General features: G+C 43.3%; 20 protein-coding genes. 9 read left to right on the top strand and 11 right to left on the bottom strand.

The annotated features are described in order from the left end of the window. The 8 genes from DJ568_RS11885 to DJ568_RS11920 all read right to left on the bottom strand — a co-directional run bounded on the left by DJ568_RS11885 (nucleotide 1) and on the right by DJ568_RS11920 (nucleotide 12,448). Complete coding sequence (locus DJ568_RS11885; protein ID WP_114005500.1) at nucleotides 1-2,115, bottom strand: LruC domain-containing protein; 2,115 nt, start codon at nucleotides 2,113-2,115, stop codon at nucleotides 1-3. 224 nt (nucleotides 2,116-2,339) lie between these two features. Further along, nucleotides 2,340-4,436, bottom strand: a complete 2,097-nt coding sequence (locus DJ568_RS11890; protein WP_114005501.1) for an LruC domain-containing protein — start codon at nucleotides 4,434-4,436, stop codon at nucleotides 2,340-2,342. A gap of 216 nt (nucleotides 4,437-4,652) precedes the next feature. Then, nucleotides 4,653-6,269: an ATP-dependent DNA ligase gene (locus DJ568_RS11895; protein WP_114005502.1), complete on the bottom strand. Its 1,617-nt coding sequence runs from the start codon at nucleotides 6,267-6,269 to the stop codon at nucleotides 4,653-4,655. Next, complete coding sequence (locus DJ568_RS11900; RefSeq protein ID WP_114005503.1) at nucleotides 6,266-7,348, bottom strand: ligase-associated DNA damage response exonuclease; 1,083 nt, start codon at nucleotides 7,346-7,348, stop codon at nucleotides 6,266-6,268. The genes DJ568_RS11895 and DJ568_RS11900 overlap by 4 nt, the downstream gene beginning before the upstream one ends. A 249-nt stretch (nucleotides 7,349-7,597) precedes the next feature. Continuing rightward, on the bottom strand, nucleotides 7,598-9,730 hold the full coding sequence (locus DJ568_RS11905; RefSeq protein ID WP_114005675.1) for a carboxy terminal-processing peptidase: 2,133 nt from the start codon (nucleotides 9,728-9,730) through the stop codon (nucleotides 7,598-7,600). A 186-nt stretch (nucleotides 9,731-9,916) separates the two neighbouring features. Further along, nucleotides 9,917-10,537, bottom strand: a complete 621-nt coding sequence (locus DJ568_RS11910; protein WP_147238750.1) for a hypothetical protein — start codon at nucleotides 10,535-10,537, stop codon at nucleotides 9,917-9,919. 78 nt (nucleotides 10,538-10,615) lie between these two features. After that, complete coding sequence (locus tag DJ568_RS11915; protein ID WP_114005505.1) at nucleotides 10,616-11,458, bottom strand: isoaspartyl peptidase/L-asparaginase; 843 nt, start codon at nucleotides 11,456-11,458, stop codon at nucleotides 10,616-10,618. A gap of 63 nt (nucleotides 11,459-11,521) precedes the next feature. Further along, nucleotides 11,522-12,448, bottom strand: a complete 927-nt coding sequence (locus DJ568_RS11920) for a cyanophycinase (RefSeq protein WP_114005506.1) — start codon at nucleotides 12,446-12,448, stop codon at nucleotides 11,522-11,524. 147 nt (nucleotides 12,449-12,595) lie between these two features. Here DJ568_RS11920 and cphA point away from each other — a divergent pair, with 147 nt between their 5' ends. Then, on the top strand, nucleotides 12,596-15,214 hold the full coding sequence (cphA, locus tag DJ568_RS11925) for a cyanophycin synthetase (RefSeq protein ID WP_114005507.1): 2,619 nt from the start codon (nucleotides 12,596-12,598) through the stop codon (nucleotides 15,212-15,214). 49 nt (nucleotides 15,215-15,263) lie between these two features. Here cphA and DJ568_RS11930 read toward each other — a convergent pair whose 3' ends face one another. Further along, nucleotides 15,264-15,896, bottom strand: coding sequence for a DNA-3-methyladenine glycosylase family protein (locus tag DJ568_RS11930; RefSeq protein ID WP_199560968.1), 633 nt, complete (start codon nucleotides 15,894-15,896; stop codon nucleotides 15,264-15,266). A 60-nt stretch (nucleotides 15,897-15,956) separates the two neighbouring features. On the opposite strand from DJ568_RS11930, the gene DJ568_RS11935 reads away from it, so the two are divergent. From DJ568_RS11935 to DJ568_RS11950, 4 genes are all read left to right on the top strand, one after another. Next, nucleotides 15,957-17,237, top strand: coding sequence for a replication-associated recombination protein A (locus DJ568_RS11935; RefSeq protein ID WP_114005509.1), 1,281 nt, complete (start codon nucleotides 15,957-15,959; stop codon nucleotides 17,235-17,237). Between the two features lie 110 nt (nucleotides 17,238-17,347). Continuing rightward, nucleotides 17,348-18,823 carry a DUF5687 family protein gene (locus tag DJ568_RS11940; protein WP_114005510.1) on the top strand — a complete coding sequence of 492 codons (1,476 nt, stop codon included), beginning with the start codon at nucleotides 17,348-17,350 and terminating at the stop codon, nucleotides 18,821-18,823. 2 nt (nucleotides 18,824-18,825) lie between these two features. Further along, nucleotides 18,826-19,551 carry an ABC transporter ATP-binding protein gene (locus DJ568_RS11945; RefSeq protein ID WP_114005511.1) on the top strand — a complete coding sequence of 242 codons (726 nt, stop codon included), beginning with the start codon at nucleotides 18,826-18,828 and terminating at the stop codon, nucleotides 19,549-19,551. Next, nucleotides 19,535-20,032: a GNAT family N-acetyltransferase gene (locus DJ568_RS11950; protein WP_114005512.1), complete on the top strand. Its 498-nt coding sequence runs from the start codon at nucleotides 19,535-19,537 to the stop codon at nucleotides 20,030-20,032. The genes DJ568_RS11945 and DJ568_RS11950 overlap by 17 nt, the downstream gene beginning before the upstream one ends. A gap of 12 nt (nucleotides 20,033-20,044) precedes the next feature. Here DJ568_RS11950 and DJ568_RS11955 read toward each other — a convergent pair whose 3' ends face one another. Further along, nucleotides 20,045-20,770: a peptidase associated/transthyretin-like domain-containing protein gene (locus DJ568_RS11955; protein WP_114005513.1), complete on the bottom strand. Its 726-nt coding sequence runs from the start codon at nucleotides 20,768-20,770 to the stop codon at nucleotides 20,045-20,047. A 115-nt stretch (nucleotides 20,771-20,885) separates the two neighbouring features. On the opposite strand from DJ568_RS11955, the gene DJ568_RS11960 reads away from it, so the two are divergent. From DJ568_RS11960 to miaE, 4 genes are all read left to right on the top strand, one after another. Beyond that, nucleotides 20,886-21,761, top strand: a complete 876-nt coding sequence (locus DJ568_RS11960) for a YicC/YloC family endoribonuclease (protein ID WP_233496682.1) — start codon at nucleotides 20,886-20,888, stop codon at nucleotides 21,759-21,761. Between the two features lie 76 nt (nucleotides 21,762-21,837). After that, nucleotides 21,838-22,416, top strand: coding sequence for a guanylate kinase (gmk, locus tag DJ568_RS11965; RefSeq protein WP_114005676.1), 579 nt, complete (start codon nucleotides 21,838-21,840; stop codon nucleotides 22,414-22,416). Between the two features lie 50 nt (nucleotides 22,417-22,466). Then, nucleotides 22,467-23,039, top strand: coding sequence for a nicotinate (nicotinamide) nucleotide adenylyltransferase (gene nadD / locus DJ568_RS11970; protein WP_114005515.1), 573 nt, complete (start codon nucleotides 22,467-22,469; stop codon nucleotides 23,037-23,039). 63 nt (nucleotides 23,040-23,102) lie between these two features. After that, nucleotides 23,103-23,702: a tRNA-(ms[2]io[6]A)-hydroxylase gene (gene miaE / locus DJ568_RS11975; RefSeq protein WP_114005516.1), complete on the top strand. Its 600-nt coding sequence runs from the start codon at nucleotides 23,103-23,105 to the stop codon at nucleotides 23,700-23,702. A 68-nt stretch (nucleotides 23,703-23,770) separates the two neighbouring features. On the opposite strand, the gene DJ568_RS11980 is transcribed toward miaE, so the two are convergent. Continuing rightward, a complete protein-coding gene (locus DJ568_RS11980) occupies nucleotides 23,771-25,381 on the bottom strand; it encodes an FAD-dependent monooxygenase (RefSeq protein ID WP_114005517.1) in 1,611 nt (536 codons plus the stop codon). Between the last annotated feature and the right edge of the window lies 1 nt (nucleotide 25,382).

Genomic DNA, 25,382 nt, shown 5'->3' on the forward strand with positions numbered 1-25,382 from the left:
TTATTTAAGGTATAGGAATTTGTTATCGCGATAACCTGCCGAAGTATTGCTATACCAGTCGGCATACGCGGTGCCGCCTGATAATGCCCACTCGTCAAAGTGCAGGTAAGCTTTATTAATATTTGCCTCTTCTATGGGATATATGATTGAGGTATTGTAAGCAATAGCCCACGGGCCATTTTCTTTTGATAAATAGTATCGGCCTTCTCCCGGTTTTGAGGTGTCGTCTTTAGTATTGAAATACTTTTTGTCGGCCAATTTTGTAGGAGTGAAACCTGGTAAGTGTATCTCAATAGCACGTTTATTAACGGTTACATTGCTTATCAGGAACGGATTGAAAGCTGATGGTTTCAGGCTTTCCTCAGCAACTGGCGCAGTAAATGTTACTTCAACTGTAGTTGATGTGCCTGCAACCTTGTCCTTATTCATTTTGGTATTAACAAGAAATGAACCGTCGGCGTACCTCAGCACTGCATCATGGTTGTCAAAAGGTACAATAACCGCCTTATCCTGCCCGGCTTCAACCCCGTTTGAGGCAAACGCAATGTAGTTACTTATAGCCTTTTGGCCGGTAACTGTTTTCACCAACGAAGCGCTTATTGGCAATTCAACACCAAAGCCATTTTTAAATGAAGCGCCAGCAGCTTTTGGTACAAATTCGCCGGTTAGCGTTACTACTTCATTTTTGGCATTTTTAATAAACTTATAACGATAGTCTATAACCATGTCATTCAAATCATAGTCGCCTTTTGCCGGCCAGTTGTCCTCAAATGCAACCTGCGCGTAAGCATCCTTTGATGGAAAGTAGCTTGTGTAAGCCTTTGTGGCATCCGTAGGAAACTCGTCTTTGTCGTCGTTTACACCGTCGCCATCCTGGTCATCACCCGGGTCTGTATTAGGGACGCCTTCATTTGAGATACCTTCTACTGGGTTTGACGTTATATAGAATACAAGGTCATTAAAGTCGTTATCTGATCCTCCGTTTCTGGGAAGGTCTTCAAAGCCAATCAGAAATAACTTATGTAACTTATCCCATAAAACAACGGTATGCTTTTTTTCACTTGCTTTTTCTTCAGGATTCAGCGCATCATCCGAAAAATAACGCGGTTTTTCCAGATCTACGCCCGAACCTGTCCAGGCGTTGCCTATCAGGATAAACCCAATAGATATACCCGCATCAAAAGTTCCCAGCTTTATTTTATCGCCGGATTGTAATGCGCCGCCCGAGCCTGCGTGTGAAGCGTTTGGAAACACATATTTAGCGTTCTTAATATCCTTTTCTTGTTTTGGCTTTGATCCGGTTGCATACGTATAGTAAGCTAACGTATTCCTGTTGCCGGCCCCTTCAGAAATGTATGTGATCCATACGTCTGATTTTTTTACAAGGTTAAGCGTAGATGTCACTGAGCTTTCCAGGTATTCGGGGTGGGTTACAGGCAGCGGGTCTGATTCGGGCAACGAAGCATTAACCGTTTTTAATAAAGCCGCGCTGATTGCGTCTCCCTGCTCAAGTAAGTATTTTGGTCGTCCTAAGTCAAGCGGATAGTTTTTATCATCGTATACGGCATCCTTGGTGTTTTTATACGGTGATGGGTATGAAAACGATATAGGGCTAACGGCGAAAGTTTTAAGGCTGGCTGTTGACGGATTGTTCTTTCCTGCGGCATATGATGTAATTACAACATCGCCGCCGAAGCCTGCTTCGCCACCAATTACAATCGTTGTAGCATTACCATTAATGGCAGCCGTTGCATACCGCAGCAACCCGGCCGATAGCGGATCAATAATCAATTGTTTAAGATGAGCGGCAACACTTACCGTGGCAGTTAACTTGCCGGCTTTATCAGTAAAGCCTGAATATATGGCGCTGCCATTGGTAACATTTGCCGGATCATAAATATTTACTTTAACACCGCTTAACGGTTGATTGGTGTTGGTAAGCAAAGTCACATTAACTACAATATCTTTTGCAGTTTTGAAGGTAAATCCGTCAGGTGCTATTTTGCCGGCTTCTACAACGGGTGGTTTATTGTCCCCGTTTAAGGGACTATCTTTTTTGCAAGATGCTACGCCTGCAATTCCTAAAAATAAAGCGAAGGTAAATAATTGTTTCATAAAGTGTATAGTGATGCTGGTTCCTTTGCAATTATGGTTCCAGTGGCAAATGCAAAGTGTTTAAGCTTAAAACATAGGTCCTTAGAGATTATAATAGTTAGCAAAAGGGGAATTAATTCCTCAAATCAGACAAATAATTACTCTACCAATTACGATTGAAGAGGTTATAAAACAAAAATGCACTGCCAATAAGGGCAGTGCATTAACATGTAGTTTACACCAAACTACTTAAGATAAATGAATGTGTTGTTCCGGTAACCAGAAGCAGTATTACTATACCAGTCGGCATAAGCAGTACCGCCTGACGCAGCCCATTCTGCAAAACGCAGGTAGGCTTTAGTTATGTTGGCTTCTTCAACCGGGTAAAGGATAGCGGTGTTATAACTTATAGCCCATGGCCAATTTTCTGCAGATAGATAATATTTTCCACTGCCTGGTTTCGATGTATCGTCTTTGGTTCCAAATAACTTAGCGTCCGCTTTATCAGTTGGAGCATATCCTGGCAGGTGTACTTCTGCACCCCTGTTTTGGTTGCTTATGAGGAACGGGTTAAATGAGGAAACATTTAGACTGGCCGCATCTACAGGCGAAGCAAAGGTAACAAGTACTGATGCAGGAGTGCCTTGTACCTTATCTTTAGACATTTTGGTATTTACCAGGAATGAACCGTCAGGATATCTCAACACCGCATCATGATTATCAAAAGGTATAATAACTGCTTTAGTTTGGCCAGCTTCAACACCGTTACCTGCAAAACTTACGCTGCTGCCCACTATACGTTGGCCCGTAACAGATGCCACTGCCGAAGCATTAACCGGTAATTGTACACCAAAGCCATTTTTAAACGATGCGCCTGCTGCAACAGCGTTAAAATCGCCTTTTAAGGTAACTACCTGGTTTTTTGCATTGCTTACAAAAGTATAACGGTAATTCACAACAAGGTCATTCATATCATAGTCCCCTTTTGCCGGCCAGTTATCTTCAAACGCTACCTGTGCATAGGTGTTTTGCGAAGGGAAGTATGTGATAAATGCTTTTGAACCGTCGGTAGGGAACGCGTCAAGTTCGTCAAGCACACCGTCGCCGTCTTTATCGCCGCCATCGTCAACTACAGCCACACCTTCGTTAGATATAGCAGTTATCGGGTTAGCTGTTGCATAAACTACCAGATCGTTAAAATCCTGGTCTGATCCGGCTTGCCTGTTTATATCCTCAAAGCCAATCAGGAATAATTTATGTACATCATCATATAAAACTACATTATGCCTGCGGGTAGCCGACGTAGTTTCGGGATTAAATTTGTCTATTGAGAAGAATTTTGTAGCACCAGCGTCAACGCCGCTGCCAGTCCACGCATCCTGGAATAACACAAAACCAATTGATGTACCCGCTTCAAAAGTGCCTAATTTTACCTTATCGCCACTTTTTAAGCCACCACCTGAGCCTGAACCGGACGAGTTAGGGAATATATAAGTGATTTTATCTATCCCGCCAAAGAGGGTGCCACCAGTTACCTGAGTAGGCGGACTGGCTGTTTTATAAGTAAAGTAACCTAAGGTATTTTTGTATCCCGCGCCTTCAGACACATAAGTTATCCATACATCAGATTTAGCCTTCACATTAATTGTTGATACTGCTGATGAATTTAAAAACTCAGGATGAGATGTTGTTAAAGGGGTGCCTTCAGGTAATGATGCGTTGATATACGACAGCAAAGAGGCATCAATCACATCGCCTGTGCTTTCAAGATAAGCAGGGCGGCCTAAATTGGTAGGGCTTGTGAAGGCATTTGCTGCTGAGTACCCGGTAGGATAACCGTAATCAATACCCAATAGGCCGCTGGTTTTTAAACCACTTGATTTTTTGGAAGCTGTTGCTGCAAGATTTTCAGGTACAATATCGCCGCCGAATCCTTCAGCTCCGCCTATTATAACTGTTGTTGAGCCTCCATTTATATTTGCCGTTGCATAACGCATTAGTCCCACGTAAGCCGGGTCAATAACCAGTTTAGTAAGATATGAAGCCACACTTACCTTGGCTTTTAAATTACCATTATCATCAGTAGCGCCTTTGTAAAGTGCTGCACCTGCGCCGGTGTTAGCCGGATCATAAATGCTTACTATTACACCTGAAAGCGGTTGGTTGTTGTTTGAACGCAGGGTAATGTCTACGTTAACATCTTTGGATGTTTTAAAGTTAAAGCCCTCGGGCGCTATCTTATCAATATTGCCTGTGGGTGGTATTTCCTGTGAGTTATCTTTTTTACAAGATACTAACCCTGTAACGGAAATTATTATCAGGGATGCGAGAAACTGTTTCATGTAAATTAATTAATGTTCGTTATACGCACTTTAGCCAATTTTTGTTCCAATTCCTTTTTAACTACAGGTTGTGCTTGAAAATGTTTTATTATGCAAGAAAATGGTTAATATGAATGGGAATATATTCCACAAAAAGTGTGTATTTCCCCGGCTTTGTATGATGTGTGTTATGAAATTAACAGGATTGCATTAAATGCCTAAGATCCTCAAGATGATTTAGCCGTTGAGCAAAGCTTTAAGATTTTCAAGTGTGTCGGCTTCTTCTTTTGGTTTGTCATGTCGCCATCTTAATATGCGCGGGAAGCGCAGGGCAATGCCCGATTTGTGGCGATTGGATTTATTGATACCTTCAAACCCTATTTCAAAAACCAGTTCGGGCTTTACAGTGCGTACCGGGCCAAATTTTTCAAGCGTATTTCGCTTAACAAAATAATCCACCTTATTTATCTCGGCATCAGTAAGGCCTGAATAGGCTTTAGCAAAAGGTACAAGTTTATCGCCGTCCCATACGGCAAAAGTGTAGTCAGTGTAAAGATCTGCACGCCTGCCATGGCCTTTTTGCGCGTAAACCATTACTGCGTCAACTGATAAAGGATCTATTTTCCACTTCCACCAATCGCCCCGGCGGCGACCTACCTGGTATGCTGCATCTTTCCGCTTAAGCATAATTCCTTCCGCTATCATTGCCCGCGATTGATCACGAATCGTTTCTAACGTAGTCCAACTGTCAAATTTTATAAGCGAAGATATCCGGAACAGATCGGGGAAAGCGGTGGCAGATTGTACCTCTTCTAATATTTTGCGGCGTTCCGACTGTGTTTTATACCGGATATCTTCACCACCGTATTCCAGGCAATCATAAGCTATTACTGCAATCGGACTGTCTTCCAGAATTTTTTTGGTGAGGTTTTTACGGCCAATGCGTGTTTGCAACACATTAAAGGGTAATGGTTTTCCGTCTCTGAAACTTAATATTTCGCCATCCAGCACGGTGCCATTCGGTAATGCATTCAAAAAGGGATGTAATTCAGGAAACTTCTCTGTCGACAAATCTTCTCCACGGCTCCAGATAAATATTTTATCATCTCTCTTTATCATCTGGGCGCGTATACCGTCCCATTTCCATTCCGCCTGCCACTCGTCGGCCTCACCCAGCGCCGCGTGCAGTTCATCGGGCGTCTTTTTCTTTTCAGAGGTTTCTTGTATAGGGTAAGCTAAAAAGAAAGGGTAGGGCCGCGATATGTCATCAGCGGCACCTTGTTCCTGAATCAGTTGTGTATAATGATAGGTTTCGGGCATCCAGCTTCCCATTACCCGGTGGGTTAGCGTAGCTGCTTCTATTCCTGTTACATCGGCAAGCGCTTTTATAACCAGGTTTTGGGAAACTCCCACCCTGAAGCTTCCTGTTAATATTTTATTGAACACAAACCTTTCCTGCGCATCAAGCATCGCCCATGACTCTGTAAGCCATAACTTACGCCCGTCTTCGGCTTTTTTGGCTATCTCATTTATTTCGGCAACCCATTCGGACAACGACTTATTGCTGCCTGATGTATTTGCCGGCATAAGTAGTGACATTGTTTCGGCCAGGTCGCCTACAACATGGTAGCTTTCTTCAAATAGCCATGCCGGAATATTTGATACTTCTATTGCCCAGTTGCGCACCAGTGTGGCATTGATGGGCCGCTTCGGCCTGCGCCCTGTGAACAAGGCAAGCATATGCATTTTATCCGAGTCAGGCACACTGATAAAATAGTCTTTCAAAACCTTTACTTTCTCATTGGTTTTGTTGGTTTCGTCGAGCGAAAGAAATAGCTGAGCGAATGCTTTCATGATATTTCCCCTATTTCTTTTATATCCTCTCCGGATGACGGAACCTTATCTCTGCTTTCAGTTATTTCTTCGTCAATAACATTAGTTGGGTCCTCATCATCGCCATATAAGGTGTGTACTTCACGGGCGTTGAACCCAATCTCGTTTAAATAACGGGTAAAAAATGCGGTGTAACCATGCGTTAGATACACACACTCACAACCTGTAGCGTCAATAGCGCTTACAAGACCATCCCAGTCGGCATGGTCTGATAGAACGAAACCGCGGTCGGCAGCACGGCGGCGCTTAGCCCCGCGCAGGGCCATCCATCCCGAGCAATAACCAAAACTGTATGGCTGAAACTTTCGCATCCACGGCGTGCCAACGGATGAAGGCGGGGCCAGGATGATGCCTTTTCTTACCTCATCTTTGGGCGTATCGATAGTTATCCTTTCGGTGGCGTTTAACAATACGCCATTACGCCGCAGTGCTTCGTTTGTATTCTCAATAACACCGTGAGTATACACTTTGCCAATACCCAGGTCAAGATTTTGCAGGATACGCTGCGCCTTGCCCAGCGAATAGCCAACAATAACAGTGGCCACACCCTGCTCCACATTGTTGGCCCACCAATTGTTCACATCAAACAATATCTGCTGCTGTGGTTTCCAGCTGTATACGGGCATGCCAAAAGTACATTCTGAAATAAAATGGTGGCACTTTACCGGCTCAAAGGGCGCGCAAACGCCATCGTCTTCTGTTTTATAATCTCCGGATACTACCCAAACCTGCCCTTTATAGGATACTCTTACCTGCGCTGAACCGATTACGTGCCCGGCGGGAAACAAACATATTTCTACACCATTTTTAACCACCGTTTCGCCATATTCAATGGTTTCCAATTGAATGTCGCCAAGGCGATAAAGCAGTACTTCTTTTGAAAGGTGATGTGCTAAATACCGCTTATGGCCCCAGTAGGCATGGTCAGCATGGGCATGCGTAATTACCGCGTCGTCTATAGGCTTCCAGGGGTCAATATAAAATTTCCCCGTTTCGCAGTAAATTCCACGATCAGTAAATTCAAGCAGTGGTTTCGCCATTTGCAATTAATAACCGCTGCCACGACATTTAGTTTTTCCGTGAATAGTTTACCTGCCGGCAAACCCGGCGGCGTGCTACTTTTGCCTTGGATAATTAAAAGCTGAATAATTGATTATTTGACTGAGCAATGTGCTCAACATTCATCCCAAGCCAAGGTCAATATGATAAGGATTCGTTTATGGCCTGCTAAAACAACAAATCCCGGCTTGGGGCCAGGATTTGTTTTTGTTTTGTGCGTGAAACAACGCTTAGTTAATAACTGTTGCAAGTTTATTATCTGCATTAATGTAGTCTATCAGAATTTGACCGGCTTCAACCTTTACAAAATCCAAATCCTCGTTGCGAGGTTTGGCTTGTCCTTTCTTTAATGCCGGTAAGCCCATGGCCACCCGGCGCTGATTGGCGCGCTCAAAAGTTTTCTTTTCGTTGGCATCCCGTTCCTTTTTTAGCTCCTGCTCGTTTAATGTTACACTTTTTTCAGCCTCATGCTTTTTAAAGTCGGCAATATCCTCTAACAGGTATTTATAGCTGGCACTTTGCGCCATGCGCTGGTTATGCTGCTGTTTTAGTCGGGGTAAAATGGGGGATAGATCAGCTGTTTTAGTATAATTACTTTTAGCTATCTCATCATAAGGCAATGCTGAAGACTCCGTATCTTCGCCGTATTTGTCCAGTGGAATAATAGACGGCAAACTGATATCCGGCATCACGCCCTTATGTTGAGTTGAGCCTCCGCTAATGCGGTAAAATTTAGCTATTGTTAAATTTAACTGTCCAAATTTGTTTTGGCTGCCCGTTGAAATGGTTTTATCTTTTTTACCGGTGAGGCCTGAAAGTTTATCCGTTAACGATGTATTAATCATCTTATCGAGGTTGATAGCGCTTTGCACCGTACCCTTACCATACGTTTGCGTGCCAATCACTATGCCGCGGCCATAATCTTGTATTGCACCTGCAAATATCTCTGATGCCGAAGCGCTGAAGCGGTCAATGCTTACCAGCAGCGGACCAGACCAAGCTATCTCAGGATTATCATCACTGTCAACCTCAATATCACCCCGCGAGTTTTTTACCTGTACAACCGGCCCGGTTTTAATAAACAGGCCGCTTAATTCAATAGCTTCGGTAAGTGATCCGCCGCCGTTTTGACGAAGGTCAACAACTACACCGTCTACTTTTTCCTGTTTAAGCGAGTCTAATATTAATTTAACATCACGGGTGGTACTTTTATAATTAGGATTCCCTGAACGGTAATCTTCAAAATCAAGGTAAAATGCCGGGATTGATATAATTCCTATCTTAAAGGTTTTGCCATTTTGATTATAGGTCTTTATTTCTTTTTTCGCAGATTGATCCCTCAGAATAATTTTTTCGCGAATCATTGAAACCACTTTAGGCTTGCTGGTGGCATTAGCGCCTGCCGGCAAAATTTCCAGGCGTACAATAGTGCCTTTTGTACCACGTATAAGTGCTATGGCATTTTCAATGCGCCAGCCTACCACGTTTTGAAATTCGCCGCTTTTGCCCTGGGCCACCCCAATAATCCGGTCATCAATATTAAGCTGTTTGCTTTTATCGGCCGGGCCGCCAGGTACAATGGTTTTAATAGTCACGTATTCGTTTTCAACAGTTAGCGAGGCGCCGATACCTTGTAATGAGCGTGACATTTCTATATTGAAATTAGCCGCGTTTGCGGGATTAAAGTAGTTGGTATGCGGATCAATAGCCTCTGTAAATGAATCCATAAAGAGTTGAAAAACGTCCTGGTTGGATAGCTTATTGGATTGCGAAAGCAGATTCTCATAACGTTTTTTTAGCGTTTCTTTATTTTTAGCCATGTCTTTATTGGCTAGTTTAAGATTCAATAAATCATACTTAACCCGTTTAGTCCACAAATCGTTTAATTCTGTTTCTGATGCTATCCACGGCAAATTTTCACGCTCATAGGTAAAGGTTTCGTTCTTTTTATAATCAAAGTTTTTGTTTATCTGTGCCAGGGAGTACTTAATGCGCTCATTGTACCGCTTTTGGTACACATTAAAAATATAAAATACATTGTTAAGGTTGCCGGCTTGTATATCATCGTCAAGGCTGGTTTTAAATTTTTCAAATTCTTTAATATCAGCTTCCAGTAAGTAGTTATGATTGCCGTCAAGCGCTTTAATGTAGCGGTTAAATATCTCAGTGGAGATAGAATCGTTAAGCTTGGCCTTCTTGTAATTGTAGTCGTCAATCATCTCGGCAACTTTTTTTACAACAATGCTTTGTTGCTCATCCGGCTGCAAATTATTTGATCCGGCAACATCTATGGGTTTTGAAGGAGCTGCCTGGCAGGCAAGCGCAGCACTTACTATCAACACTAAATATATTCTCTTAAGCATACTTTTTACCTTCTTTAGTTCGGGATTTATAACCAACATCAATACTTGTGCCTTTAAAATTTCATAATGTAAAAAAAGACAGCCACAAAGCTGTCTGTTAATAGATTGAATAACAATTATACGATATTGTTTTGTTTGTATTGTATATGACGAGGCATTTTACCCCATTGTTACAAAAACAGGGATTTATTTAGATTTTTCCTGGGGCATCGCCGCTTCGGCATATTTAAATTCGTATTTGGTTATAACAGAGTTAAGGTCTTTTATTGCCAGTATCTTACCTTCAATATCCCTCGACTCTTTAATCCAGCCCTTGGCATTGGCTATGTCACGCGCCTCAAGCAGATCCTGCCGGGCCAGGCTCACATCGCCCATATCCATTTTTACTGCTGCAAGGCAAACAAGATTTGCATAAGTATGGCGGAAATCATTTTGCCTGCGTGAAATTAGCGTACTTTGCAACAGATACCATTTAGCTTCTGAAAGCCTGTTTTGCTGTATATAAATCTGCGCCAGATCGCTAAAGTTATAACTGGCCGTATGATACTCTCTGTAGCGCATATTGCGTTGCGCTGTTTTCATTACATATGCCTCGGTCTTGTTGAAATTATACGGAGCAATCAAAACCATTGCTGTTAAAGCCGGGCTGCTAACTTTAGCATTCAACAGCTTTTTTTTGTTGTAAGAGTAGTTTTTTACGTGGACAAGTGCCGGGTAGCGCTTATGTTTTAAAGGGCCCACCCGCCACCATTGTGCAGATGCAGACATGCTTACAGAACATAATAACACGAACAGTAAATATTTCATCAATTATTTTCTGGGTTTAATAAATTAACTGGTATGCAAATATAAATAGTAATCATCAGATAAACAATAGCTTGCAAGCTATTCAAAAACCTCAATTTCGCCATCATGCAACGCCCAAACCATATAGGGGTGCGTATCATCATGATAAATTTCACCATTAGCGGCAATGGCAATTACCCCCGCAAAACCATTATACGGTTCCATTTCACTAAGGGTTTTATCAGTAGCCGCCTGCAACGGAAATCCATCGGTTACCCGCGTTACAATTTTTGCTGCCAACGCCCCGCTAACTATATCTTCGCCAACACCGGTGCATGATACGCCAGCGTAGGCGTTGGCATAATTACCAGCCGTGGTAGCAGAGTCGCTTACTCTTCCCGGTATTTCAAACCCCTTACCACCGGTTGACGTAGCCGCAGCTATGTCGCCATAAATATCCAATGCCACACAGCCAACTGTGCCTTTGCGTATCGAATCGCTCAGTTTTTTTTCATATTCCCGGCGGCGTTGCGCGGTTATTGGGTTGTAGTAGTTGAAGCCGTTTTCGCGGGCAAACTGCTGCGCACCGTTTCCGCTGAGCACCTTATCCTCATAATTTAATAATTTTTCGGCAATGCAAATAGGGTTCTTTACATCTTCTATATTGATTACTCCGGCAAACCGTTGGGTTTTACCATCCATCACCGAGGCGCTTAACCTGATTTTGCCGTCGCTTTGTATCTGCGAGCCGGTACCCGCATTAAACAGGTCGCAATCTTCCAAAAGGCTTACAGTATATATAACGGTTTCTAAAGCAGTATGGGCCTCCAGGTATTTGTAACCGGCCTGCACTATTTCTTTCAGCGCGCTTTGCTTTGCTTGTTTAACCTCCTGGTCAGTTTGCGATTCGCTAAAGAAGCCCCCGTGGATGATTAGTTTCATTTGTAGTTATATCTCGTCGATAGTCGCAATGAAGGTTTGATTATTAACGGTAAAAATGCAACCCTATTGCAATAACTCGTCATTATCATCGGCAATATTCAAAAATACGCCCTCCTCAACTTTAACTGCTTTTTTAATGTGCATTTTATGCTGCAGCAAGTCATACTTATCAAATATCGACATTACGTGAAGGCGCAAATTTTCAATAGATACCGGATCGCCTATTTCTACATCATAAATATTGGTCTCTACCATATTCTTACCATCAACCACAATGGTAAGACCTGAGCCGATAGCTTCCATCATGCAGCCTTCGGTAATCAGCAGCCCGGCGTCCTCGCCCAGGCCTATACCCAGTATACCCGGATTACTGGCAACTGCATACATCAGCCTGCCTATGCGGCCCCTTTGTACAAAATGAGTATCTATAATTACGCCATCAACAAAGCCCAGGCCGGCTGTAATTTGTACCTCGCCTTTTATTAATGCCTCGTTGCTTTGGCCGCGGTATATCATATGGGTTGATGCAGCGGCTGCGCCGGCAGATGTACCCGCAATAACAAAATTTTCTTTTTGATAACGCTGCTTCAGTATTTGTAAAAACTCCGTGCCGCCAAAAATTGCTGTAAGCCTTAGCTGATCGCCGCCACTAAACATAACCACATCGGCCTGGCGTATACGCTCCAGATATTCTTTCCTGGCAGCATCTTCACGGCTTTGTATGTGGAGTACATTAACGTTGGTTACATTGAGCTGGCCAAATGCTTTAATATACTCTTTACCTACCAATTCAGGTATTTGCGAGGCGGTTGTTATAACTTCAACTACCGAGCCTTCGTGATGTGCCGACTCGGTTATGATACGCCTTAAAATTCCCTTTTCAAAAAACTTGATGTAGTTGAGTTGCATGATATGCTCCTGGGCGCTAACATTGCTGCCCATATCAACTGCACCGCCAATAATGATCAATTTACCTTTCGGGACGCTCATATCTGTATCAATTATTACAAATTAAGATAAAATGCAGGAATAACAATAGCTTAATTTAAAAAACATACACTTGTAAACATCAAAATCTAATTTGTGTTATATGCAATATATCTTAACAATGCAATCCAAACGACCTCAGTTTGATTTATGAAAATAGAAAATATCCAGGTGCTGCGCGGTCCAAACATCTGGAGCGTTAGCCGTAAAAAATTAATACAAATGCGGCTTGACCTGCAGGAGCTTGAGCATAGGCCCACCAATAAAATAGAGGGGTTTTATGAAAGGCTCAAAACGCTAATTCCCTCCTTATATGAGCACCGCTGTTCCCCTGGTGTGGCCGGCGGTTTTTTCAGCCGTGTGTTAGCCGGCACCTGGATGGGGCACGTGGTTGAACATATTGCATTGGAGATACAAACCCTTGCAGGTATGGATGCCGGTTACGGCCGTACGCGCGAAACCAAAACTACCGGGGTATATAATGTGGTATTTGCCTACGTTGAAGAGAAAGTTGGTATATACGCTGCCCAGGCCGCTGTACGCATTGCTGAGGCACTCATAGCCGGCAATGATTTTGACCTGGAAGCCGAATTGCAGAAAATGCGCGAGATACGCGAGGATACTCGCCTGGGCCCAAGTACCGGGTCAATTGTGGATGAAGCTATAGCCCGTAATATTCCGTGGATAAGGCTTAACAATCAATCACTGGTGCAATTGGGATATGGTAAAAACCAGGTTCGCATACGTGCTACAATGACCGAGCGGACCAGCAGCATAGCCGTTGATATTGCCGGTAATAAAGATGAAACTAAGCACCTTTTGCTTGAACAGGCAATTCCGGTTGCTAAGGGCATGACAATTTCATCAGCCGAGCAAGTGGATGAGGTGATTAGCCGTGTTGGTTTTCCACTGGTATTTAAACCACTTAATGGCAATCACGGGCGCGGCATAACCATAAATGTAAAAACGCGCGATGAGGCCGTGTCTGCTTATGAGCATGCCGCACGCCTTTCACGCAAGGTAATAGTTGAGCGCTATATTACGGGCTATGATTTCAGGGTGTTGGTTATAGATAATAAAATGGTTGCCGCAGCAATGCGTGTGCCTGCGCACGTTAACGGCGACGGTACATCAACAATTCAGCAATTGATAAATACAGAAAACAGCGACCCCCGACGTGGTTACGGGCATGAAAAGGTGCTCACTTTAATAACGGTGGACCGGGATACGCTTGACCTGCTTGATAAAAAGAACTATACACTTGACAGTGTGCCTCCGCAAGGCGAAATGGTTTTCCTGAAGTCAACCGCTAACTTAAGCACCGGCGGCACTTCTATTGACGTTACCGACCATGTGCACCCGCAAAATATATTTTATGCGGAAAGGATATCAAAAATAATTGGCCTGGATATTTGCGGAATTGACATTATGGCCGAGAACCTGACCGAGCCGCTGCCACATACAGGCGGCGTGGTGCTTGAGGTAAATGCAGCGCCGGGTTTCCGTATGCATGTTGCGCCCAGCGAAGGCTTGCCCCGCAATGTGGCCGGCCATGTAATAGATATGCTTTACCCGCCGGGCAAATCAGCCCGCATACCTATTATTGCTATAACTGGTACTAATGGTAAAACAACTACAACCCGCCTTATAGCGCACATTGTTAAAAATAACCGCAAGCGTGTGGGCTACACAACAAGCGATGGTATTTATGTGCAAAACACACTGATGCTTAAAGGCGACACTACCGGCCCGGTGAGCACTGAGTTTATTTTAAAGGACCCAACGGTTGACTTTGCTGTGCTTGAAACCGCACGGGGTGGTATTTTACGTTCAGGCCTGGGCTTTAGCCGCTGCGATATTGGGGTAATAACCAACATACAGGAGGATCATTTGGGCCTTTCAGATATACATGATCTGGAAGATCTGATGCGGGTAAAAAGCGTAGTAATAAACTCTGTAAAAAAAGATGGCTGGGGGATTTTAAATGCTGATAATGAATATTGCGTACGCATTGGGAAGCGGGCTGATTGTAATATAGCCTATTTCAGTCGCCACGAAAATAACCCGGTTATCAAGGCGCATTGTAAAAATGGCGGTATAGCCTGCGTAAGCGAGAATGGTTTTATTACCATTATAAAGGGCGACTGGAAGATACGGGTGGAGCGCACTATCTCCATACCGCTTACTTTTGGCGGTACCGTGCCATTTATGATTGATAATGTGATGGCTGCCACACTTGCTACATTTTTATGGGGCATTAAAACGGAAGATATCAGGATATCATTGGAAACCTTTATTCCGTCAGCCGCCCAAACACCCGGTCGGATGAATATTTTCGAGTTTAAGAACTTCCGCTTTATGGTTGATTTTGCACACAATCCGGATGGCTATAATGGTATAAGGGAGTTTTTGAGCTACATTGATTCGCCGCAAAAAATAGGATTGATATCAGGCACGGGCGACCGTCGCGATGACGACCTGCGCGAACTTGGCCGGATTGCTGCCACCATGTTTGACCATATAGTTATACGGCAAGAAGACCACTTGCGCGGCCGCACAAAAGAAAATATTATTGGTTTGCTGCTGGAAGGCATGAAAGAGGTGAAGCCGGGTGTATCGTATGAAGTAATTGATTTTGCGAACGTAAAGTCTATTGAATATTTAATTGAAGTTGCGCAGCCGGGCGCCTTTATCACAGTACTGAGCGACGCCGTCAATGGCGCTATTGATATAGTACAAAGTTTAAGGGAAAAGGAAAGGGACAATTAAGTCGCGGGAACTGAATGCAGGGTTGAATAGATTGTATTTAAGACTTAATCTATTTTGACGGTTTTGGTGAGGCTAAGTAAAAATGCCACAATATCATGGTAGCAATGGTGCGGTATGGCTTCCATTTTTCTGCAATGGCTGCTGCCTGCTCGCGGCACGTGGACTGGGTTACGCCCTTAACTCTCTTTAATGCATTTATTGCCGCAAGGTCGCCTGCCGGGAAAATATCAGCACAGTGGAGTACGAACATTAAGAATATATCTACTGTCCAGTTACCTATTCCTTTTAAAGCGGTAAGCTGGGCACGTATATTTTCATCAGGTAGCCCGGCCAAACTTTCCAAGTTGATGTAACCGCTTACTATGGCCTCTGCCAGGTAACGCACATAGGCAGTTTTCTGGCGGCTGAAAAAACAGGCGCGCAATTCGTCGTCGGTTAAAAGTAATACCCGGGCAGGCGTAATTTCCTGTATGCGCTCTTTTAGTTTATTTAACGCTGAAAGTGCCGATGCAAGGGACACCTGCTGTTCCAATATAATATGTACAAGGGTTTCAAAAGTGTTGAGGCGGCTCCACATGGGTGGGTACCCGCAAGTAGTGATAATAGCGGCGAGGTCGGCATCGCCTGCCGCGAGGGTGTCGCAAACAATTTTAAAATTTGATTGGTTGAACGTTTGTATCACTAAAACAATTTTACTAATTTTTTTAGGATATAGCATTTACTTTTTACAACTTTACCCGTGATGAGCACTCTGCCGCCTTTAGCTGAACGTATGCGCCCTGCCTCACTTGATGATTACGTAGGGCAGAAGCACCTGGTGGGCGCGGGTGCGGTTTTACGCAAAGCCATTGAGAGCGGTAACCTGCCGTCCATGCTATTTTGGGGGCCGCCGGGAGTTGGAAAAACTACATTGGCTTATATTATTTCAAAATCATTATATCGTCCTTTTTTTTCGCTTAGTGCAATTAATTCGGGCGTGAAAGATGTGCGTGAGGTGATTGAAAAGGCTTCGATGTTGAAAGATCAGGGCGAAACGCTGCCGGTGTTGTTTATTGACGAGATACACCGTTTCTCCAAATCGCAGCAGGACTCGCTGCTGGGGGCTGTGGAGCGTGGGATTGTTACGCTGATAGGCGCTACTACCGAAAATCCCTCGTTTGAGGTGATCTCGGCTTTGCTATCCCGTTGCCAGGTTTATATTTTGCAGCCGCTGGTTGAGGATGACCTGGTAGATCTGCTTAAAAAAGCGCAGAAAGAAGACGTAGTACTTAAGGAAAAAAAGATAGACATAAAAGAGCACGAAGCCTTGCTACGCCTTAGCGGCGGCGACGCGCGAAAACTGCTGAACATATTTGAACTGCTGATAAATGCTTTTGACAGTAAAAAAATTACCATTACCAATGATGTGGTGCTTGAGCATGTACAGCAAAACATGGCGCTGTATGATAAGGCCGGCGAACAGCACTATGATATTATTTCAGCCTTTATAAAGTCTATGCGTGGCAGCGACCCTAATGGGGCGGTGTATTGGCTGGCCCGCATGATAGCCGGCGGTGAAGACCCTAAGTTTATTGCCCGCCGTATGCTTATCCTGGCATCAGAAGACATTGGTAACGCTAATCCAAATGCTTTGTTGTTGGCGCAAAGCTGCTTTACATCGGTAACTATGATAGGCATGCCCGAGTCGCAGTTAATCCTTTCACAAACCGCTATTTACCTGGCTACTTCACCAAAAAGCAATTCGGCTACTACTGCTATCGGCGAGGCGCTGTCACTAGTAAAGCAAACCGGCGACCTACCCGTTCCCCTGCACTTGCGTAACGCCCCTACCAAACTAATGAAGAACATTGGCTACGGTAAGGATTACAAGTACGCTCACAGTTATGAGGGCAATTTTACTGATCTCGACTTTTTGCCGGATGCCATTAAAGGCCGCAAAATTTACAATCCCGGCAATAACCCTAAAGAATACGAAATAAAAGAGAAGCTAAAGAAGCTTTGGGGCGACAGGTATAAATATTAGTAGATGCGCAAAGTCTTTTAAGAGTTTGCTTTAAATCGTCGAAAGCAGGCAACCAAATCATATTGTAACATTATCTTTGGGTTGCAATCTTAATATAAACTAACTGACACATGCTATCAACGTTCGTTAATCATGAACTTAAGGCCTTTTGGCGGTCAAAAAACACCGGAAAAAGCGTTGCTATACGGGTTGTCATGGCCGTTCTTATTCTTTACTTCCTGGTTAATGCCTTGTTTTTAGGGGTATTTCTTGATAAAATTCTGGAAGCTGTATTCCCGCTTGATGATGTGCTCGTATCATTCTGCGGCATCTTGCTATTGTATTTCTTTTTTGATCTGTTAATGCGGATGCAATTGCAGGAGTTGCCTACCCTGCGTGTGCAGCCATATCTGCACCTGCCAATTAAGCGCAATACGCTGGTGAAGTATCTTGCTGCCACCTCGTTGCTTTCGGCCTTCAATATCTGGCCCTTTGTGTTTTTTCTTCCCTTTATTTTTAAAGTTGTTATTGCAGACAGCGGGGTGGCAGCGCTGGCATTTATAATATCAATTGCGGGGCTAACCGTATTTAATAATTACCTGGCTTTATTTATTAAACGTAAATCAAATCTTAACGGATGGGTATTTTTAGCTTCGGGCGCTGTATTGGTGTTAATAAACCTGGGCGATTTTATGTGGCATCTTTATTCTATCCGCGACATATCATACGCTTTTTTTGGGCGTATGGTAACCCAGCCTTTGCTGGCATTGGTACCCGTAGGGATGTGTGTTGGGGTATACTACCTCAATTTCGTTTACCTTAAACGTAATCTGTATCTGGAAGACCTAGGCTCAGGCAAGGTATCAGCATATAAAAACAGTACTGAATATCCTGTTTTAAACAGGTTTGGTAAAGTGGGAGATCTGGTGGCAATTGAAATAAAGCTGATTCTACGTAATAAACGTTCACGGTCTGCATTGGTTATGTGCTTGTTCTTTATGTTTTACGGGCTTATATTCTATCTTAACCCAACGGCATATGGGGAGTGGTCTAAAGTTTTTGTAGGGATGTTTATGACCGGTATATTCATTATAAACTATGGGCAATTTATGTTTAGCTGGCAAGCTTCGCATTTTGACGGGATATTGGTCAGCAAAATTAAATTCACTGATTTTATAAAGGCAAAATATTTGTTGTTTACTATAGTCTCTACCCTGGCATTTTTGCTTACCACCCCTTACGTTTATTTTGGCTGGCGTGTACTTCTTATCCATTTTATAATGTACGTATGGAATTTGGGCGTTAACACCACCATTATATTATTTTTTGCCAACCGTAACCAGCGCCGTATGGACCTGTCAAAAGGGGCATCGTTTAATTGGGAAGGTGTAGGCGCTACACAATTCCTGGTTTCGTTGCCACTGCTTTTAACGCCATTTGTTATTTACATGCCTTTTAAGTTTTTGGGTTATGCAGATGCCGGCCTGGTTATTTTACTTGTGGTCGGAGTGCTGGGTATTTTATTACGTCCGTGGTTTACCAAAAAACTGGAAGAAGATTTTAACACAAAAAAATTCGGCCTTGCCGAGGGCTTCAGAAACAAATAGTTATGATAGAAGTAACAGATATTACTAAAGTGTACGCGGGCAAAACGGTTGTAAACATACCGCGTCTTGAAATACGCCAGGGCGAAACCATAGGTTTGGTAGGCAACAATGGTGCAGGTAAAACCACGTTGTTCCGCATGATACTGGATTTAATACGTCCCGAACAGGGTGGAATACTGTCAAAAGGCGAGGTAGTGGCCGGGCACGAGCATTGGAAAGACTATACCGCTGCGTTTTTGGATGAGGGTTTTTTGATAGACTATCTTACGCCCGAAGAATACCTGTATTTTATCGGTGGACTGCACGGCCAGCACAAGGCACAGGTTGACGAGTTTTTAATTACCCTGATGGAATTTTTTAACGGTGAAATATTACAACGGGGTAAATATATTCGCGATCTTTCAAAAGGTAACCAGTGCAAAGTGGGCATTGCGGCGTGCCTGCTGCAAAAGCCGGAATTGCTGATGCTTGATGAGCCCTTTGCCAACATTGACCCGAGTACGCAGATCCGCCTGAAAAATTTATTGAAGGAACTAAATAAGCAGCAAGGTACTACCAGCATTGTATCCAGTCATGATCTTAACCACATAACTGATGTTAGCGATCGCATTATCTTAATGGAGAAGGGCGTGGTAATAAAGGATATCGCTACTAATTCATCCACACTTAAAGAGCTGGAAGATTACTTTGCTGTGGGGCAAATTGAACGTAATGAAGCACCAGATTAGAGAAGCGACTATAAGCGATGTAGAAACCATACGGCAGTTGGCCAACGAGATATGGTGGGATTGTTATGCCCCGATACTTGAACCTGAGCAGATAACCTATATGCTGGCAGAGATATATTCAACCGCAAAATTAACAGAGCAAATAAAAAATGGTACCCAAATCTACCTGTTGCTTGTTGCTGAAGCGCAGCCGGTTGCTTTTGCTGCCTTCGCGGTAAGGGAAGAAAACAAAGAGATATATAAGCTGCATAAATTATACTGCCTGCCTGCCATGCAGGGCAGAGGGTTTGGTAAAGCATTGCTTAATGCGGTTATGCAAAGGGTAAAAGCAGCAGGAAAAAGCATACTTGAACTTAATGTGAACAAGTATAATAAGGCCAAAGCTGTTTATGAGAAAGCAGGGTTCAATGTTATTTATGAAGAAGATATACCTATTGGCCCATACTTTATGAATGACTTTGTAATGCGAAAAGAATTATAATTGAATGCCGGTTTAAGGTGTACCTTTTAAAGGCTTAATACCGGGTTTTTGTTGTGTGTAGTATTGGTATTGCCTTTTTACACGTTTTACCAGTTCGTAATCATTCCATGCCTGCATGTCCTCAAATGATGGCGTGTAATATTCCATAAACTTAGCAGCCTGTTCCTCATTTAACCCGGTTACACGTTTAACAAATTCAACATTATAACGCCTGTTAACAACATCCTGTTCCAGTTCAGCTTTGGTGAAAGCCATAAAACGACGGGCTCTTTTTGGTGTTTTGCCAAACAACTCATACAAGCCTGTTAACGGTGAAGCTAAAAACATCAGCGCGGGTGGCTTACCTAAAAAAAGCGAACCCTGGCTGCGATAACTGTATAAAACGTCAGTCAGTTCGCGGGCTTTGGTTTGCCCTTTTACGGTAACTTCCTCCAATTCGATAGCCTTAACCGGTTCAAGATAAACTATAATGTCGTTTAAATTGGTAATGGCATATTTGCTGTGGTCGTACCCCTTTCTGCTGATCAGTAATGTATCGCCGGCGGATACATTGATAGTAAACATACCCAAATCATCGCTCATCATGATAACATTGGTACGTATGTTGGTAACCAGCGCTTGCGAAATACGGTGAGGCGAATTGCTCTTGTATACCACACCTTTTATGGCAGTTTGCTGTGCGTGTAAAATAACAGGTAACCCACAAAGTAATATAAATAAAAGAGGAACTGCACGCATAGCTGTTAATTAACGTAAACATAAAAATTGTATTTCACAGTAAATGTGAAAAAGTGTTAAAGCTAATCGCTGTAATAAAATGAACTTAAATAGGTAAAACAAGTATCTTTGCGGCATGATAAAATCCATGACGGGGTATGGAATAGCCAGTTTTGATGCCGGAGGCACAAAATATACCGTCGAAATAAAATCCCTCAACAGCAAATTTCTCGAACTGTCTTTACGTTTGCCTAAAATCTTTTCTGAAAAGGAATTTCAGCTGCGTAATGATTGCAGTAAGCAAATAGAGCGCGGAAAGGTAAACCTTTCTATCAACACGGAGCAAACCGGATCGGCAGTGAAAGCTGCGGGTATTGATAAGGAGTTGCTTAAACATTATTATGAGCAATTAAAAGCGGTAAGCAACGAGCTTAATGAACCAACGGGCAACTTGCTACAATTGGCGTTAGGGCTGCCTGAGGTGATTAAATACGACGAAGAAACGGTATCAGAAGATGAGTGGAAAATAGTTGAGAAAACCTTTGGCCAGGCGATGGCCGATTTTCAGCAATTTAGAAAAGACGAGGGTGCGGTGCTGGAAAAGGATATTAAAATGCGTATAGGTATCATTCAGCAAAATTTGAAAAATATTGAAGTGGAAGAACCTAAACGTGTTCCGCTTATACGCGAACGACTCAACCAGTTTTTAACTGAAGCGGATGGTGTAAGTAATATTGATCAAAACCGTTTTGAGCAGGAGTTAATATATTATATAGATAAGCTGGATATCACCGAAGAAAAAACCCGGCTGCGCAGCCACTGTGACTATTTTTTTGCTACACTGAAGGAGGCCGACGCTAACGGAAAAAAATTAGGCTTTATTACCCAGGAAATAGGCCGCGAAATAAATACCATCGGCTCAAAAGCCAATGACGCCGCCATGCAACAGCTTGTGGTAGGTATGAAAGAAGAATTAGAGAAAATAAAAGAACAATTGCTTAACGTTTTATAAAGTTTACAATTATGGTTGATAAGTAACAGCCAGGTTGTCAACCGCATGCACAGAACAAACTAATGGACCAGCAACTATGAACCCGCAAGGCAAACTCATTATATTTTCGGCCCCATCGGGTGCAGGTAAAACTACCATTGTAAAACACTTGCTTGGAAAAATTCCTGATCTTGAATTTTCCATTTCAGCTACTACCCGGCCGTTGCGTGGCGACGAGGTAGATGGACGGGATTACTACTTTGTTAGTAAAGAAGAATTTTTACATCGTATAGCCCATAAAGAATTTGTTGAATTTGAAGAAGTATATACCGGCACTTTTTATGGCACCTTACGCACCGAGATAGAGCGCATTTGGGCAAAGGGTAAAACGGTAATATTTGACATTGATGTTGAAGGAGGGCTACACCTTAAGCGCAAGTACGCCGAACAGGCACTGGCGATATTTGTGCAGCCGCCATCGCTGGAAATTTTAAAGCAAAGATTGGCCGGAAGGGGGACTGATAGCCCGGAGAAATTGCAGGAACGTTTTGCCAAAGCTGAAAAAGAACTGGATTACGCCTCGCAATTTGATATTATCCTTAAAAATTACGATCTTAATACCGCATGTGCAGAGGCTGAGCAATTGGTGCAAAATTTTATAGCCCCAAAACCTTGACGGGGCAAACAAAATAAACTGCGCTTAGGGTTGGAGATAACTGACGATTTATGAAAATAGGTTTATTATTCGGTTCATTTAATCCTATACATATCGGGCATTTAATAATTGCCAATTATATGGCCAACCATACTACACTTGATAAAGTATGGCTGGTAGTATCTCCTCAAAACCCGCTAAAAAAATACGGTGACCTAATAAACACTTACGACAGGTTGGAGATGGCCAAACTGGCTACAGATAATTCAACAGGGATAGAAGTTAGTGACGTAGAGTTACGGTTGCCCCAGCCATCATATACCATAGATACGCTTACTCATCTAAAGGAAAAGTATCCGCAGCACGAGTTTGCTTTAATCATGGGTTCTGATAACCTGGTATCGTTACCAAGGTGGAAAAATTACAAATTGATACTTCGTGATTACCGCATATACGTATACCCGCGCCCGGGCTATGAAAATGCCGAACTAGCCTCGCACCCTTCAGTTACAATAACCATGACACCACTGATGGAACTCTCAGCCACCTTCATACGTAAATCGTTAGCGGCTAAAAAGAACATCCAATATTTTGTACCTGATTCCGTTTTGGAATTTATTGAGAGTAAAAACTTGTATCGGTAAAGCCCGCTTAACCACTAATTAATCCTGCTTTTAACCACGAAGATTAAACCGTAGATTTGCGTTGTGAGCGATAAAACCATACTTAAACTGCAACTGCCTACCGACCCAACCTGGGTAACCAACGTGGTAGAAAGTAACATTGAAGAGATACTAACCGACCATGCTTTTTGCGAGCAAAAGGCCGCCAGTAATGCCATTACTCTCATTGTTCAAAATCCAAACCTGAGCGACCTGGTACAGGAGATGGCGGCGCTGGTGCAGGAAGAAATGGATCATTTTAAGCGTGTGCATGATATTATACTTGAACGCGGCTATGTACTTGGCCGTGAGCGCAAAGACAATTATGTAGGCGAACTCTCCAAACTTATGCGGAAGGGTGGTAGCCGTAACGAACAGCTGATTGACCGCCTGTTGTTTGCTGCTATGATTGAGGCCCGCAGTTGCGAGCGTTTTAAGGTATTATCTGAAAATATAAATGACGCGCAGCTGGCCGACTTTTATCACGAATTAATGATAAGTGAAGCTACCCATTATGCTACGTTTATCCGACTGGCAAAAAAATATACTGAAGGCATTGATGTTGACAAGCGCTGGAAAGAGTTTTTAGATTTTGAAGCACAGGTGATTAAAAATTACGGTAAAAGCGAAACGATACACGGCTAGTTGATATCCAGCTTCTACATTTTCACTTACAATATTATTCATGCAGTGCAAGAGTGCCCCGAAAGCACTTAAGAGGGGCTGTTGTGAAGCTCAAATCCTACAACGTTTAACAGGTAATTATCCATCATATCAATGTCTACAGCATCATTAAGATACCCAATGTGCATATCGGGTCTTACAATAACAGCCTTTCGTTGCCCTTTTTTTATCTCAAAGGCATTGTAAACCGCTAAGTTTTTGGGCGACGGCGGCAGGTAAAACAGATTAATGCCGCCATTATATTTTAGGGTTATCCATTGGGCCAGGGTGAAAACATCTATCTCTTTTAGTTTCGCCATTACAATCACCGTAAAGCCCGGTTTGCTGCACCACGCGTGCAAGTCAGTTTCTTCCTGCGTTTTTTCGTCGTAAACCGGTAAGTAAGGCAGGCGGTCGCCCGCCCTTATATAGAGGGATTGGCTCAAATTTAAATTTATACGGCTGTCCCGGTAACTAATACCTGTTTGGGATATTGTTTTAAAGAACAGTTTTCGCAACTTGTCCTGTCTCCATATAAAATTAATAAGCCGCGGCATTATCCACTTTTTAAAACCTCGTGCAAGCCAGTTCTGTGAGGTAATCAGGTTAAAGGCGCGGTCGGTTGTATTGAGGAGTTCACGGGCCACCGGTTGGCGCTCATCCTGGTATGTGCTAACAATTGAGGTGTTAATGGCACCGGTAACCGCCCCTGCAAGTTTCCAGCCTAAATTATTAGCATCCTGCAGGCCGGTGTTCATGCCTTGCCCGCCTACAGGCGAATGTATATGCGCAGCGTCGCCGATTAAAAAGCATCGCCGGTCCCTGAATTTTTCAGCCATTCGATGGTGGAGCTTGTATACAGTAAACCATTTAGCGCGATTTATATTAACCGGCCAGCCCATTGTTCTGTCTAGATGTGATAAAATGTCTCCAAGTTGAAGTTCTTCCTCATTTGTCCCCGTGTGCGGCACATTGCCTATAACTCTAAAGTTGTTTTTTTCAGGCAGCGGAAAGAGCGCGGCAAGGTCTTTACCAGCTATATGAATTTGTGCGTTATCGCCTATCTCGTTGCCCAACTCCACGTCGGCCAGGTAAAATTTATTGGGGTAAGTATCGCCGTTAAAATTGATATTGGCCAAGCGCCTTACAGTACTGTGCGCGCCGTCAGCACCGATAACCCAATCGGCTGTTATAGTATATTGTGTGTCGTTATGTTCAAGCCCAAGACTAACTGTGTCATCGCTTTGTTTTAGCGATATTAGCGTGGTAGCCCAATATACCGGGCAGGTGTTTTGTGTGAGGTAATCGAGTAGCAGGCGTTCGTTTTTGCTTTGCTGAAACAACAAAATGTATGGAAAAGCAGTTTGATCTGTGCTTATATCGCTAAAATCAGCTTTTGCTTTTGTACTGCCCTCAAAATTTAATGATACACCTGCGGCAATTTTTCCATCCTTTATTGCCCTGTCGGCAATGCCCATCTGGCGGTATATCTCTAAGGTGCGCGCTTGCACCGCTAAAGCTTTAGATTGATCGGTAGGGCCGTTGCGGCTGTCAATAACTATGGGCATAACACCATTGCGCAGCAGCTGCGCTGCCATCATCAGTCCGGATGGGCCGGCACCCACCACCAATACTTTAACATGCTTTTCGCCAATTACCATT

Origin of the sequence: Mucilaginibacter hurinus, from assembly GCF_003324525.1 — a bacterium.
In the GTDB taxonomy this organism is placed as follows: Bacteria; Bacteroidota; Bacteroidia; order Sphingobacteriales; family Sphingobacteriaceae; genus Mucilaginibacter; species Mucilaginibacter hurinus.